14 protein-coding genes are annotated in these 14,537 nt (G+C 69.3%); 6 read left to right on the top strand and 8 right to left on the bottom strand.

Annotated features, from left to right (window positions below):
- Positions 1-38: 38 nt before the first annotated feature.
- From hisIE to M8231_RS10475, 8 genes are read right to left on the bottom strand one after another with little or no spacing between them, the layout of a single operon-like run.
- A complete protein-coding gene (gene hisIE, locus M8231_RS10510; protein WP_249750012.1) occupies positions 39-665 on the bottom strand; it encodes a bifunctional phosphoribosyl-AMP cyclohydrolase/phosphoribosyl-ATP diphosphatase HisIE in 627 nt (208 codons plus the stop codon).
- Entirely contained in the window at positions 662-1,429 is a 768-nt protein-coding gene (gene hisF, locus M8231_RS10505; protein WP_249750013.1) for an imidazole glycerol phosphate synthase subunit HisF, read from the bottom strand. The genes hisIE and hisF overlap by 4 nt, the downstream gene beginning before the upstream one ends.
- Positions 1,426-2,163 (bottom strand): 1-(5-phosphoribosyl)-5-[(5-phosphoribosylamino)methylideneamino]imidazole-4-carboxamide isomerase, encoded by a 738-nt coding sequence (gene hisA, locus M8231_RS10500; RefSeq protein ID WP_249750014.1) that lies wholly within the window; start codon positions 2,161-2,163, stop codon positions 1,426-1,428. Before hisA ends, hisF begins: the two co-directional genes overlap by 4 nt.
- Positions 2,157-2,759, bottom strand: coding sequence for an imidazole glycerol phosphate synthase subunit HisH (hisH, locus tag M8231_RS10495; RefSeq protein WP_249750015.1), 603 nt, complete (start codon positions 2,757-2,759; stop codon positions 2,157-2,159). The genes hisA and hisH overlap by 7 nt, the downstream gene beginning before the upstream one ends.
- Positions 2,756-4,180: an imidazoleglycerol-phosphate dehydratase HisB gene (gene hisB / locus M8231_RS10490; RefSeq protein WP_249750016.1), complete on the bottom strand. Its 1,425-nt coding sequence runs from the start codon at positions 4,178-4,180 to the stop codon at positions 2,756-2,758. The genes hisH and hisB overlap by 4 nt, the downstream gene beginning before the upstream one ends.
- On the bottom strand, positions 4,177-5,484 hold the full coding sequence (gene hisD / locus M8231_RS10485; RefSeq protein ID WP_249750017.1) for a histidinol dehydrogenase: 1,308 nt from the start codon (positions 5,482-5,484) through the stop codon (positions 4,177-4,179). Before hisD ends, hisB begins: the two co-directional genes overlap by 4 nt.
- The gene (gene hisG, locus M8231_RS10480; protein ID WP_250201432.1) at positions 5,484-6,365 is read right to left on the bottom strand and encodes an ATP phosphoribosyltransferase; all 882 of its coding nucleotides are present in this window, start codon (positions 6,363-6,365) and stop codon (positions 5,484-5,486) included. The genes hisD and hisG overlap by 1 nt, the downstream gene beginning before the upstream one ends.
- A gap of 10 nt (positions 6,366-6,375) precedes the next feature.
- Positions 6,376-6,660: a YerC/YecD family TrpR-related protein gene (locus M8231_RS10475; protein ID WP_249750019.1), complete on the bottom strand. Its 285-nt coding sequence runs from the start codon at positions 6,658-6,660 to the stop codon at positions 6,376-6,378.
- 167 nt (positions 6,661-6,827) lie between these two features.
- Between M8231_RS10475 and M8231_RS10470 the strand changes: the two genes are divergently transcribed.
- The 6 genes from M8231_RS10470 to M8231_RS10445 all read left to right on the top strand — a co-directional run bounded on the left by M8231_RS10470 (position 6,828) and on the right by M8231_RS10445 (position 14,535).
- On the top strand, positions 6,828-8,036 hold the full coding sequence (locus M8231_RS10470) for an NAD(P)/FAD-dependent oxidoreductase (protein ID WP_250201431.1): 1,209 nt from the start codon (positions 6,828-6,830) through the stop codon (positions 8,034-8,036).
- A gap of 84 nt (positions 8,037-8,120) precedes the next feature.
- Positions 8,121-9,542 (top strand): circularly permuted type 2 ATP-grasp protein, encoded by a 1,422-nt coding sequence (locus tag M8231_RS10465; RefSeq protein ID WP_249750020.1) that lies wholly within the window; start codon positions 8,121-8,123, stop codon positions 9,540-9,542.
- The gene (locus M8231_RS10460; RefSeq protein WP_249750021.1) at positions 9,542-10,480 is read left to right on the top strand and encodes an alpha-E domain-containing protein; all 939 of its coding nucleotides are present in this window, start codon (positions 9,542-9,544) and stop codon (positions 10,478-10,480) included. Before M8231_RS10465 ends, M8231_RS10460 begins: the two co-directional genes overlap by 1 nt.
- A gap of 2 nt (positions 10,481-10,482) precedes the next feature.
- Complete coding sequence (locus M8231_RS10455; RefSeq protein WP_250201430.1) at positions 10,483-11,322, top strand: transglutaminase family protein; 840 nt, start codon at positions 10,483-10,485, stop codon at positions 11,320-11,322.
- 64 nt (positions 11,323-11,386) lie between these two features.
- The gene (locus tag M8231_RS10450; protein WP_249750023.1) at positions 11,387-12,172 is read left to right on the top strand and encodes a proteasome-type protease; all 786 of its coding nucleotides are present in this window, start codon (positions 11,387-11,389) and stop codon (positions 12,170-12,172) included.
- Positions 12,173-12,267: 95 nt separating this feature from the next.
- Positions 12,268-14,535, top strand: coding sequence for a TonB-dependent receptor (locus M8231_RS10445; RefSeq protein WP_249750024.1), 2,268 nt, complete (start codon positions 12,268-12,270; stop codon positions 14,533-14,535).
- Positions 14,536-14,537: the final 2 nt, after the last annotated feature.

Below are 14,537 nucleotides of genomic sequence, written 5' to 3'. Positions count from 1 at the left end.
CCAGAATCCCATTTGCCGGGACCGATCGCCTTTACGGCCTAGCCCGCGCCTTTGCCCGCTTCCGCCCGCGAGGCCAACACGTCGAGGACGTCCTGAAACACCATGTTACGGGCATGGAGAAGAACGAGCAGGTGGTAGATCAGGTCCGCCGCTTCGCTGGCCAGTTCTTCGTCCGGCCCCGCCACGCCGGCCAGGGCGGTCTCCACGCCTTCCTCGCCGACCTTCTGGGCGATCCGCTTGGGGCCCTGCGCGATCAGCCGCGCCGTCCAGCTCTCTGACGGGTCTGCGGCGGCGCGCTGACGGATGGTCTGTTCCAGCCGGGCGATACGGCCCAGGCCCGGAGCGTCGCCATCGCCGAAACAGCTGGTGCGGTGCAGATGGCAGGCGTTCCCGACCGGGCGCACCCCCAGCACCAGGGCGTCGGCGTCGCAGTCCGGCGTGATCGAGACGACATGCAGCCGGTCGCCCGAGGTTTCGCCCTTTCGCCACCGACCGCCGCGCGAGCGGGAGAAGAAGGTCGCCTCGCCCGAAGACATGGTCTCGTCCACCGCCGCGCGGTCCATATAGGCCAGGGTCAGGACCTGCAGGGTGTCGGCGTCCTGGACCACGACCGGAACCAGGCCGTTCCCCTTGGCGAAGTCGACGGTGTCCGGGTCGAATGTCATAGGCGCATCTCCAGCCCCTGGTCTGCGAGATAGGTCTTCAGGCCCGGGATCGCGATCGCCCCCGTATGGAACACGCTGGCGGCCAGCGCGCCCGAGACGTTCGCCTGTCTGAAGACGTCCCTGAAATGCTCCGGCGCGCCGGCGCCGCCCGAGGCGATCAGCGGAATGGTCAGTCGGGCGCGGGCCGCGGCCAGTTGTTCGATGTCATAGCCCCTGCGCACCCCGTCCTGGTCGATGCAGTTCAGCACGATCTCGCCCGCGCCCAGGCCCTGCGCCTGGTCCAGCCAGTCGAGCGTGCGCTTGCCCGCGCGGCGACGGGCGTCCGGATCGCCGGTGTACTTGTGCACGACCCATTCGCCGTCCTCGAACCGGCTGTCGACGCCGACCACCACGCACTGGCCGCCCAGCCGCTCGGCCATTTCGGCGATCAGTTCGGGCCGCTCCAGCGCCGGGGAGTTGATCGACACCTTGTCCGCGCCGTGATCCAGGCACCGCGCCGCCTGCTCCACGCTGCGGATGCCGCCGGCGACGCAGAAGGGGATGTCCAGCAGCCGGGCGATGTCCCGGATCCAGCCATAGTCCAGCGTCCGCCCCTCGGGGCTGGCCGCGATGTCATAGAAGACCAGTTCGTCCGCCCCCTGGTCGCGGTAGCGCGCGGCCAGGTCGGCGGCGTCGCCCATGTCCGCATGGCCCACGAATTTGACGCCCTTGACCACCCGGCCGTCCTTGACGTCCAGACAGGGAATGATGCGCCGTGCGGTCATGATCGCCGGGCCGTCGCGATGGCCTCGGGCAAGGTGAAGCGGTTTTCGTAGAGCGCGCGGCCGACGATGACGCCGTTGCACCCCAAAGCCTTGATCGCGGCGATGTCCTGCAGCGACGAGACGCCGCCCGACGCTTGCAGCACCAGGTCGGGCCGTCTCAAGCGGATCTCCGAAAGCAGCTCCAGATTCGGTCCGGTCAGGGCGCCGTCGCGGCCCACGTCGGTGACCAGCAGGTGTTTGGCCACGCCCTTCGGATAGCGATCCAAGGCGTCCCACAAGGTGACGCCAGAGGACTGGGTCCAGCCCTTCAAGGCGGCGATGGGAACGCCGCCGTCTATCTTGACGTCCAACGCCAGGGTGATGCGCTCGGCCCCGAAACCCTTGAGCCAGGCGGCGACGTCGTTTGGCTGCGTGACGGCCAGGGAGCCGATGACGACCCGCGAGACGCCGGCGTCCAACAGCGCGGCCACGTCGTTGGCGCCGCGCACGCCGCCGCCGGACTGGATCTTGACGTCAATGGCGCTCGTCAGTTCGCCGATGAGCCCGTGCTGCATCGCCCGGCCGGCTTCGGCGCCATCCAGATCGACGACGTGGATCCACTGCGCGCCCTCTGCGGCGAAGGTCGTCAGACGCGCGGCGGGTTGGTCGTCGTAGCGCGTCACCTGATCGAAGTCGCCGTGCATCAGGCGCACGCAGACGCCGTCCTTCAGGTCGATGGCGGGGTAGATCAGCATGGGAGACTCAGGAAGTTCTTGAGAATGGTCGCGCCCGTGTCGGCCGACCGTTCGGGGTGAAACTGGCAGCCCCAGCGATTGGCCGACCGCACCACGGCGGGGACCGCGCCGCCATAGTCCGCGCGCGCCAGGGTCGCCGGACCGTCCGGGCAGGCGAAGCCGTGAACGAAATAGGCGTAGGCGCCGGCCGCGACGTCGTCCAGCAGCGGATCGTCCCGATCCGGCGTCAGGCGGCTCCAGCCCATGTGGGGCACCGGCAGGTCGCCTTCGGGCGCCAGTCGCCTGACCGCGCCCGGGATGACGCCCAGCATCCGAACGCCGTCGCCTTCCTCGCTGCGCTCGAACAGCAGTTGCTGGCCCAGGCACACGCCCAGCAACGGACGCGAAAAGGCCCGAAGCGGCTCGACCAGGCCCAGTTCGGCCAGACGCGTCATCGCATAACCTGCGGCGCCCACGCCGGGCAGGATGACGCGCTCGGCGTCCGCGACGACGGCCGGATCGTCGGTCAGGCGCACGGAGGCGCCCAGCCGCTCCAGCGCGAACTGGACCGAGGCGACGTTTCCCGCGCCATAGGCGACGACGGCGACCTCGCTCACAGCACCCCCTTGGTCGACGGCACGGCGTCGCCTTCGATCCGGATGGCCTGGCGCAGGGCGCGCCCGAAACCCTTGTAGGCGGCTTCGGTCTTGTGATGGTCGTCCTGGCCCGTGACCTTGATGTGGACGGCGGCGCCCATCGCCTCGGCCAGCGAGCGGAAGACGTGGGCGGTCAGGTCGGTGCGGTATTCGCCGATGTAGGGCGTCTCGAAGCGTCCCTCGAACACGGGGTACGGCCGCCCCGACAGGTCGAGGGCGACGTGGGCCTCGGCCTCGTCCATGGCCAGTACGAAGCCGTAGCGGGCGATGCCCCGGCGTTCGCCCAGCGCCTGCTTCAGCGCCTGGCCCAGGGCGATGGCGCTGTCCTCGATGGTGTGGTGCGGGTCGGTGTGCAGATCGCCCTCGCACTGCAGCCGCAGGGAGAAGCCCCCGTGGGCGGCGATCTGCTCGAGCATGTGATCGAAGAAGCCGACGCCGGTTTCGATGCGGATCGGGCCGGCCGCGTCCAGGTCGACGGCGCAGACGATGCGGGTTTCCTTGGTGTCGCGCACGGCCTGGCCGACGCGGGCCGGGCGACGCTTGGCGGGCGTCAGGCCGAAGGCGGCCAGCAGCCGGTCGTTGACCTCGGGCCTGATCGAGATCGGCAAGCGCAGCCGGTCGCCGGACAGGTCGGCGTCGACGCCATAGGTCCGCAGCGCCGCCAGCATCGCCGCCGCATTCTCCGGCCGGGCCATGACGATGGGCCCGACGCCCGGCTCGACCGTCATCTGTCGGCCCAGTTCGCGCGCGATCCGTTCACGTTCGCGTCGGACCGAGGCGATGCGTTCGCCCGTCTCGATCATCCTGGACGGATCCAGGGCCTGCATCGCCAGGCGAACCAGCGGCTCGGGCAGGGCGTAGGGCTCCCGCACCGACGCCAGGCGCGCCAGGACCTCGGGCCGGGCGACAGCCGCGCCGACCCGCGCCCCCGCCAGGCCATACGCCAGCGACAGGCTGCGAAGGACGACCAGATTGGGGTGGTCGGCGACGACGGTGACGGCCGAGACGCTGTCGGAGAATTCGATCAGCCCTTCATCGACCACGAGCAGGGCGGGGAAGACGCGGGCGGCCATTTCGGCCACGGCCTCCGGCGATCCGAGGGCGCGGACGACGACGGCCGCCGCCTCGCCTTTCGTCGGATAGATGGCGGCCAGGCTGTCATAGGGTTCGGCCTTGGGCGCCTCGACCGCGCCGCCGTCGCGGGCGGCCAGACGCCAGACCAGCTCTAGCCCATGCGTCAGGCCGCGCACCGGCAGCACCTGGTCGACCGGCGCGCCATAGATCGCCGCCATGCGCGCGGCCAGCGCCCGCGGATCGGTCGGATAGCGATCCAGGCCGTCGCCGCCCGACGCCAGCGGCGGATAGGGGGCGGGCAGGGTCATGCCTCGCTCCTCAGGTCGGCGGCGCGGGCGTGGGCCTCCAGGCCCTCCATCCGGGCCAGGCGCGCCGCGACAGGGGCCAGTCGGCGCGCGCCGTCCCGATCGACCTGCTGCACCGACATGGTGGTCATGAAGCTGGCAGTCGTCACGCCGCCCAAGGTGCGCGCGCCGCCGTCGGTCGGCAGGACGTGGCTGGGGCCGGCGGCGTAATCGCCAAGCGTCTCGGCGGCGAAGCGCCCGACAAAGACGGCGCCGGCCGCCTGAATCCGCTCCACCAGTTCCTCGGCGTACTCCACCTGGATCGCCAGATGTTCGGGACCATAGAGGTTGGCCGCCTCGCAGGCGGCGTCCAGATCGCGCACCAGAATGGCGCGGCCTTCCTGGAGCGAGGCGCGGGCGACGGCCTCGCGCGGCAGGGTCGAAACCTGGGCCTCCACCTCGGCCAGGACGTAGTCGATCGTGGCGCGGCTGGTGGAGACCAGGATCACCTGGGCGTCGGTGTCGTGTTCGGCCTGGCTCAACAGGTCGGCGGCGGCGATCTCGGGCGCGGCGTCGCGATCGACGATGACCATCAGTTCCGACGGGCCGGCGGGCATGTCGACGGCGGGGCCGCCGGGCAGGGCGGCGGCCTGCTTCTTGGCCTCGGCCACATAGGCGTTGCCGGGGCCGAACAGCTTGCCGCAGGCCGGTATGGTCCCGTCCTCCAGTTCGACGCCGAACGTCAGGGCGGCGATGGCCTGGGCCCCGCCCATCAGCCACAGGGCGTCCAGGCCCGCCTCGGCGGCGGCCAGGATCATGGCGGGATGGACGCTTCCGTCCTTGCCCGGCGGGGTCACGGCGACACGCTCGCCCACCCCCGCCACGCCGGCGGGTATGGCCAGCATCAGCAAGGACGAGAACAGCGGCGCCGTGCCGCCGGGCACGTAAAGGCCCGCCGACGCGATCGGACGCCACGCCAGTTTCGACCGCACGCCGGGGGTCGTCTCGACGAAGGGCGTGTCTTCCGGCCGGGTCGCCTGGTGAAAGATGCGGACGTTCTCGGCCGCCATACGAAGCGCGCGGGTGTCGGCGGGCGGCAGGGCGTTCCGGGCCTCGGCGACGGCCTGCTCGGTGATGGCGATCCGGCGGGGCGGGGCCTTGTCCAGCCTCACGCACCAATCGACCACGGCCGCGCCGCCGCGTTCGCGCACGTCGTCCAGGATGTCGCGCACGACGTTCGTCACGTCGCCCGATGTCCGGCGCGCGGGGCGGGCCAGCGCGGCCTTTCGTCCCGCGTCGTCCAGCGATGACCAGTCGATGCGCTTCATCACATCATCTTCTCGATCGGCAGGACCAGGATGGCCGAGGCGCCGGCGGCCTTCAGCTTCTCCAGCGTCTCCCAGAAGACCGCCTCCTGGCACACGGCGTGGACGGCCACCGCGTCGTCGCGGCCCGACAGGGGCATGACGGTGGGCGAACCGGCGCCAGGAAGGATGGCGGTGATCTGGTCCAGCGCCGCGCGGGGTGCGTTCAGCATGACGTATTTCGCCCCTTGCGAGGAGACGACGCCCGCCATCCGCTCGATCACGCTGTCCAGCAGTTCGGCCAGTTCCGGCTCGGGGGCGATGGGCGAACGGATCAGCACCGCCTGGCTTTCCAGCACCGTGTCCTGGGCCTTCAGCCCGTTGGCCTCCAGCGTCGCGCCCGTCGACACCAGGTCGCAGATGGCGGCCGCCAGCTTCAGCCGGGGCGCGACCTCGACCGCGCCGCGCATGGTCACGATGTCGGCGGCGACCCCGTTGTCGTCCAAGAAGCGGCGCAGGATCTTCGGATAGGAGGTCGCGATCCTGAGGCCCTCCAGCGAGGTCGGACCCTCATAGGGCAGGGTCGGCGGGGTCGCGATCTTCAGGGTGCAGCGGCCGAAACCCAGCGGCATGACGATGGCGGCGTTCGCCCCGCCGTTCTTGCCCTCCTCCAGCACGTTCTCGCCGACGATGCCCAGGTCGCAGACGCGGTCGGCCACGAAGGTGGGGATGTCGTCGTCGCGCACGCGCAGCAGGTCGATCGGATAATTCTCGACCCGGTACAGCAGGTCGTTGTGGCCCTTGACCCACTTCAGGCCCGCGTCGCGGATCAGGTCCAGGCTGCGGTCGGCCAGGCGGCCGGATTTCTGGACGGCGATGCGAAGCCGTCCCTGCACGGTGCTCATGTTCGAATACTCAGGCTTTCAGCCGGTCCAGGGCGATGCGGTATCCCTGGTGCGGCATGTCTTTCAGATAGCGGGCGACGCGGACCACGGTGGTGGGGCTGGCGTGCGCCTCGGCGGCGATCTCGCGATAGGACTTGCCGCCCTGGTCCAGCAGACGCGCGACCTGCCAGCGCTCGGCGAAGGCGCGCAGTTCGGCTGGGGTGCACAGGTCGGCCAGGAAGGCGTCCATCTCCTCGCGCGTCTCCATCGAAAGGAGCGCGTCATGCAGGGCTGCGCGGGCGGGCGGGGCGGTCATGGCGCGTTCCACTATGATGTAACGATGGAACGGTCAAGGGCGTTCGGGGCGTCGCCCTCCCATTTCGCTCGTCATCCTCGGCCCCAGCCCTAGGATGACGATGGAGAGGGGCGAGAAGGCCAACTCGCCACTCGCCACTCGCCGCTCGCCGCTCTATCTGTCCCGCCATGACCAAGGTTCTGATCATCGGCGCCGGGCACGCCGGCGGCTCCGTCGCGGCCTTTCTGCGACAGTACGGACACCAGGGGCCGATCGTGCTGGCGGGCCAGGAGGACGCGCCCCCCTATCAGCGGCCGCCGCTGTCCAAGGCCTGGCTGAAGGGCGAGGCGGACCTGGAGGCGCTATTGCTGCGCCCCCTCGGCTTCTACGCCGAGCAGGACATCGACTTCCGTCCGGGCGTCCAGGCCGTCTCGGTCGATCCGGCGGCGCGGCGGGTCGGATTTCACGACGGGACCGAAGAGACCTATGACGTCCTGGTGCTGGCGACGGGCTCCACGGCGCGCAAGCTGCCCGTGCCCGGCGGCGATCACCCGGACCTCCTGGAGCTCCGCACCTTGCATGACGCCGAGCGGCTGAAGGCCGTCCTGGGACCGGGGCGGCGTCTGGCGGTGGTCGGCGGCGGCTATGTCGGGCTGGAGGCGGCGGCGTCCGCGCGCGCCCTGGGCGCCGAGGCGGTCGTGATCGAGCGCGCGCCCCGGGTCCTCGCGCGGGTGGCGTCGCAGACCCTGGCGGACTTCTTCACCCAGCGCCATCGCGCGCACGGCGTGCAGATACTGACCGGCGCCGAGGTGACGGCCATCGGCCGCGACGGCGTGACCCTGGCCGACGGGTCGACGATCCAGGCGGACGCCGTCCTGGTCGGCGTCGGGGCCGCCGCCAGCGACGGCCTGGCGCGCTCGGCGGGCCTGTTGTGCGACGACGGCGTGGTGGTGGACGGGGAGGCGCGAACCAGCGACCCCGCCGTCTTCGCCGTGGGCGACATGACGCGACGGCCCATCCCGGTTCATGGCGGGATTCATCACCGGCTGGAAAGCGTTCCGAACGCGCTGGAGCAGGCCAAGCAGGCGGCGGCCGCCATCGTCGGCCGAACCGGTCCCGCCCCGGAGGTTCCGTGGTTCTGGTCCGATCAGTACGAATTCAAGCTGCAGATCGCCGGCCTGCCGTTCGCGGCGGACCGCCAAGTGCTGAGGGGCGACCCGGCCGGCGGCGCCTTCGCCGTCTTCCACCTGGCGGGCGACACGGTGGTCTGCGTCGAGGCGGTCAACGCCCCGCCCGAGTTCATGGCGGGAAAGAAGCTGATCGCCGCGGCGACCCCGGTGGACGCCGGCAGGCTGGCGGACCCGACCGTGTCGATGAAGGCCGTGGCGGCGGGCTGACTTCCTTCGCCGCACTGCAACAAAACTGTTGCGCTTTCCGTTCTCTGCCCATCACTCTGTGATTTCTCATCGCGGCGGGGGCGAATGACGAAGGCTTTCGACGAAATGTCCGGCCGTGGGTCCGGAAGGATCCGCGACAGCTACAGCACGCTGGCGGCGTGGCTGGAGAATGCGCCGCCCGACCTGCTGCAGGCGCGCTCCCGCCAGGCGGAGCTGTTCTTCCGGCGCATGGGGGTGACCTTCGCCGTCTATGGGGACGAAGAGTCCAACGAGCGGCTGATCCCCTTCGACGTGGTGCCGCGCATCATCGGCGCCGACGAATGGTCGGCGCTGGAAAAGGGGTTGAAGCAGCGCGTCACCGCGATCAACGCCTTTCTAAGGGACATCTACGGGCCGCAGCATTGCCTGAAGGCGGGGATCGTCCCGCCCGAGCTGATCCTGACCAATCCGCACTACCGGCCCGAGATGCAGGGCCGCCGGCCCCCCGGCGACGTCTGGTGCCACATCTCCGGCGTCGATCTGGTCCGCACGGGCGAGGACGGCTTCTACGTGCTGGAGGACAATGTCCGCACGCCCAGCGGCGTCTCCTACATGCTGGAGAACCGCGAGATGATGATGCGGCTTTTCCCCGACCTGTTCGCCGAACACGCCGTGCGGCCGGTCGAAATCTACACCGACATGCTGCTGCGTTCGCTTCAGGCCTCGGCCCCGGCCGGGGCGGGCGAGGATCCGACCATCGTTGTGCTGACGCCCGGACCCTACAATTCGGCCTATTACGAGCACAGCTTCCTGGCCGACAAGCTGGGCGTGGAACTGGTCGAGGGCGGCGACCTGTTCGTCAACGACGACACCGTCTTCATGCGCACGACCGAAGGGCCCAAGCGCGTCGACGTCATCTATCGCCGCATCGACGACGACTTCATCGACCCGCTGACCTTCATGCCCGACTCGGCGGTCGGGGTGCCGGGGCTGATGTCGGCCTATTTCGCCGGTCGCGTGACCCTGGCCAATGCGGTCGGAACGGGCGTGGCCGACGACAAGGCCGTCTATACCTACATGCCCGAGATCATCCGCTTCTTCACCGGCGAGGAGGCGATCCTGAAGAACGTGCCGACCTGGCGCTGCCGCGAGCCCGAGGCGCTGAAGGAGGTGCTGTCCAAGCTGGATCAGCTGGTGGTCAAGGAAGTCGGCGGCTCCGGCGGCTATGGGATGCTGGTCGGGCCGACCTCGACCAAGGCCGAGATCGAGGCTTTCCGCGCCAAGCTGATCGCCGATCCCGACGACTTCATCGCCCAGCCGACGCTGGACCTGTCGACCGCGCCGACCCTGGCCGGCGGCGCCTTGTCGCCCCGTCACGTGGACCTGCGGCCGTTCGTCCTGTCCAGCCCCGCGGGCGTGCGCGTCGCGCCTGGCGGCCTGACGCGCGTGGCGCTGAAGGAGGGGTCGCTGGTCGTCAACTCCAGCCAGGGCGGCGGAACCAAGGACACCTGGGTGCTGGACAACTGATGCTTTCTCGCACCGCAGACAGTCTCTACTGGACCGGCCGCTACATGGAGCGGGCCGATTTCCTGGCGCGGATCCTGGAGGCCGCCATTCGCCTGGCCGCCCTGCCGGCCAAGGATCACGCCGCCGTCACCGCCTGGGCCGGGGCGATCGCGTCGTCCGGCGTCAGGACCGCCTTCGACGCCTCGGGTCGAACGCCGTCGGAGAAGTCGGTGCGCGAATATCTGGCCTTCGGCGCGGACAATTCGACGTCGATCAAGGCCTGCATCACCCGCGCCCGCACCAATGCGCGCTCCGTTCGCACGGCCCTGACGATCGAGCTTTGGGAGGCGATCAACGGGGCCTGGAACGGCCTGCAGGAGTTGGGCGAGCCGACCCGGCGCGACGACTTCACCAACTTCCTGGACTTCGTGAAGTCCACGTCCCTGGCGGTCGAGGGGGCGTCGTCGCGGACGATGCTGCGGAACGACGCCTACTGGTTCCTACGCCTGGGCATGGCGATCGAGCGGGCCGACAACACCGCGCGCCTGCTGGATGTCAAATACCACCTCCTGCTTCCGCCGGGCGAGCGGGTCGGCGGGCAGCTGGACTATTTCCAGTGGACCACCCTGCTGCGCGAGGTGTCGGCGTTGACGGCCTATCGCTGGGTCTATCGGGAATCCGTCCGGCCGTGGCTGGTGGCCGATCTGCTGGTGCTGAACCGGCAGATGCCGCGCTCGCTGGCGTCGTGCCAGGGGATGATCGTCAGCTATCTGGAGAAGCTGGCGGCGGATTACGGCCGTCGCGGCCCGGCCCAGCGCCTGGCCTCCAACCGAATGACCCAGTTCAACGAGGCCCGGATCGAAGACATCTTCCAGTCGGGTCTGCACGAATACATCCAGGCCTTCCTGAACGAGAACAACGCCCTGGCCGGAGCCATCCACGAACAGTACCTGGTCTGACGATGCGGATACGGATCGACCACGCCACCCGCTACGCCTACGCCCGGCCCGCGCGCTTCATCGTGCAGATGCTGCGGCTGACGCCCAAGTCGTGCGAGAGCCAGCAGGTGCGCGACTGGCGCATAGAGACCGACGTGGACGCGCGTCTGCGGCGCAGCGAGGACGCCTTCGGCAACATCGTCCACAGCCTCTATACGGAGCGACCGACCGACGACCTGACCATCCGCGTCACGGGCGAGGTGTCCACCGTCGACACGGGCGGCGTGATCCGGGGGCAGAACGAGAAGCTGTCGCCCAGCGTCTATCTGCGCGAGACGCGGCTGACGCGCCCGGACGCGGCCCTGACCGCCTTCGCCGACACGGCGGGGCAGGGCGGGGCGCTGGATCGGATGCACCGGCTGATGGGGGCCATCCACCAGGCGGTGGCCTTCGACGTGGGCGCCACCTCGGCGACGCATTCGGCGGCCGAGGCCTTCGCCCTGCGGCGCGGGGTTTGCCAGGATCACGCCCAGATCTTCATCGCCTGCGCGCGGGCGGGGGGCGTGCCGGCGCGCTATGTATCGGGTCACCTGAACCGGACCGACGGCCAGCACGACCAGGACGCCGCCCACGCCTGGGCCGAGGCCTGGATCGACGATCTAGGCTGGGTCGGCTTCGATCCCGCGAACGGCATCTGCCCGACCGATCACTACGTTCGGGTCGCCATCGGCCTGGACGCGCTGGGGGCCACGCCGATCCGGGGAACCAGCTACGGCGGCGGCGTCGAGAGTCTGACGGTCGCCCTGCATGTGCGCCCGGTGCAACAGAGCCAGCAGCAACATCAGAGCCGGGGATGGTCCTGATCGCCATGTCGTCCGAATCTGCTAGCGTCAGGCGATTCGCAACGCGGGGAGCGGATAGGGCGCAATGACCTATTGCGTGGGAATGCTGGTCGACGAGGGGTTGGCGATGATCGCCGACACCCGCACCAATGCGGGCGTGGACAACATCTCGTCCTATCGCAAGCTTCACGTCTTCAAGACGCCCGGCGAGCGCGTCCTGGCCGTCGCCACGGCCGGCAATCTGTCCGTCACCCAAACGGCGCTTTCGATGGTGGGCGAGGGCGTGACCCTGCCGGATTCGGCCGGGCCCGAAACCCTGGAGACGGCGCCGACCCTGTTTCGCGCCGCGCAGATACTGGGGCACGCCCTGGCCAGCGTCCGCGCCAGCATCAACACGCCGCCCACGCCGACCGCTGACGGGCTGAACGTCACCGCCTCCATGCTGCTGGGCGGCCAGATCGCGGGCGGCAAGATGGGCCTGTATCTGATCTACGGGCAGGGCAACTTCATCGAATGCGGCCCGGACACGCCCTATCTTCAGATCGGGGAACTGAAGTACGGCAAGCCGATCCTGGACCGGGCCCTGCGCCCGAACACGTCGCTGTCCGAGGCGGTGAAGCTGGGCCTGATCTCGTTCGACTCGACCATCCGGTCGAACATCGCCGTGGGGCCGCCTTTCGACCTGATCGTCATTCCCCGCGACAAGATGGTGGGAATGGAGCGGCGGATCGACGCCGACGATCCCTATTTCCGCGACCTGGGCCGCCGCTGGTCCGAGGCGCTGGCGGCGGCGCACCGCGCCATGCCGGACCCGACCTGGCTGGACCTGCAAACGCCGCCCGCCGCGAAGACCATGATGATCGCCAGCTGACGCGACTGAGATTAATTCTCAATTCGGCTTGTGCGGCAATGTGAAGCTGGTTATTGCGAGCGCATCGCAAAATCAGGCCAAAAGGTCGCACCAATATGTCCGAAACCCGCGCTTCCTCTCTCCGCGCGCTTCTCTTCGCCTCCAGCGCCGCCGGAATGCTGGTGGCGGCCCCAGCCGTCGCCGCCGATGCGTCGGCTGACGAGGCCGTCGTCACCGCCGCCGACCAGCAACAGCCGGCCAACCTGGGCACCATCGACGTGAACGGCCAGGTCCAGAAACGCGAACCGCAAAGCCCGGAATATGTGGCGCCGCTGGTGGACACGCCCCGCGCGGTGACGATCATTCCCGAGCAGATCATCACCCAGACCGCCGCCACCTCGCTGGAGGATCTGCTGCGCACCTCGCCCGGCATCACCTTCGGCGCCGGCGAAGGCGGCCAGCCCCTGGCGGAGCGTCCCTTCATCCGCGGCCAGTCCTCGGCCAACAACATCTTCGTGGACGGCGTGCGCGATACGGGCGGCCAGTCGCGCGAGGTCTTCAACCTGGAACAGGTCGAGGTCATCAAGGGGCCTGACTCGGTCTATTCGGGCCGTGGTTCGGGCGGCGGCAGCATCAATCTGGGCTCCAAGACGCCGCGCCTCACCGACTTCGTCAGCGTCGGCGCCGCGGTCGGCACTGACGACTATTATCGCGCCACCATCGACGGCAACTGGCGCTTCAACGACACCACCGCCTTCCGCCTGAACCTGCTGGCGACCGAGGGCGACGTTCCGAACCGGAACGCGGTGGATTTCGAGAAGTACGGCCTGGCGATGGCCTTCGCCACCGGCCTGGGAACCGACACGACCGCGACCCTCAGCCATTATCGCCTGCGCAGCGATTCCATGCCGGACTACGGCATCCCGCTCTACACCAAGCTGGGCGGCGCCACGGCGCCGCGTCCCGACGCCTCGGGCATCCTGGACGTGCCCTATGACACCTTCTACGGCCTGAAGGCGCGCGACTATCTGCGCAACGAGGTGGACAGCGTGACCCTGAAGCTGGAGCACCGCTTCAGCGACACCCTGGCGATCCGCAACATCACCCGCTACTCGGAAACCCTGAACGACTATGTGGTGACCAACCCCGGCGACGGCGGCTCGGCGCGGCTGGTCGACGGCGAATGGTGGATGAAGCGGGGCCTGAAGTCGCGCTGGAACCCGACCGAGACCCTGGCCAACGTCACCGACCTGTACGGCTCGTTCCAGACCGGCGCGATCAGGCACAGCTTCGACATCGGCCTGGAGCTGTCGACCGAGGACAACAAGAACGCCTCCTACACCGTCACCACGACCGGCGGCACGGCCTGCCCGACGGGCTTCACCGGCTTCGACTGCACCCTGGTCTATGACCCGAACCCGAACGATCCGTGGACCGGCTCGATCGTGCGCGGCGCGGTCAGCGCCAACACGACCGACACCACGGCGGTCTACGCCTTCGATTCCATCGCGTTCGGCGAGAAGTGGCTGTTGAACCTGGGCCTACGCTGGGACGACTATTCGGTCGACGGCGTGGACGGCGCAGGCGTCGCGATCCCTGAAGCGCGATGGGACTTTGTCAACTATCAGGTCGGCCTGGTCTACAAACCGACGGCGAACACCAGCGTCTACGCCTCCTTCTCGACCGCCTCGACCCCGCCGACCATTCAGGGCGGCGACCAGAACGCCGCGCCGACGGCGGCCAACGCCGTGCTGGATCCGGAAGACACCGAGAGCTACGAGGTGGGCGCGAAGGCCAATCTGTTCGGCGAGCGTCTGTCGCTTTCGGGCGCCCTGTTCCAGACCACCCGCAAGAACGCTCTGATCCTGGTCGACGACGGCGTTTCCGAACAGGTGGGCGAGACCGAGGTGCGCGGCCTCGAACTGGGCGTCTCGGGCAACATCACCCCGGCCTGGACCGTGTTCGGCGGCTACACCTACATGGACTCCGAACTGGTCCGCGGCCCCGTGACCATCGTGGACGGCGAGCCGGTTCCCAGCGTCTTCGAGGGCCTGCAGCTGGCCAATACGCCGGAGCACAGCGTCAGCCTGTTCTCGACCTATCGCGTCATGCCGCGTCTGACGCTGGGCGGCGGCGTCTATTATGTGTCCGACCGGTTCGGCGGCAACCAGGGCGGGGCCGGCGGCGGCGCCAACCGCGTCTTCGCCCCGGAATACACCCGCATCGACCTGTTCGGCAGCTACGAGCTGACCGACCGGGCCAGCCTGCAGCTGAACATCCAGAACGCCGGCGACGAGGAATACATCCTGCGGACCAACGGCGTGCACCACGCCGACCCGGCGCCGGGTCGCCAGGCGATCCTGAAGCTGAACGTACGCTTCTAAAG

Source organism: Brevundimonas albigilva, assembly GCF_023573565.1.
GTDB lineage: Bacteria > Pseudomonadota > Alphaproteobacteria > Caulobacterales > Caulobacteraceae > Brevundimonas > Brevundimonas albigilva.
The sequence above is the reverse complement of the archived record's forward strand: the minus strand, read 5'-3'. Positions and strand labels throughout refer to the sequence as shown.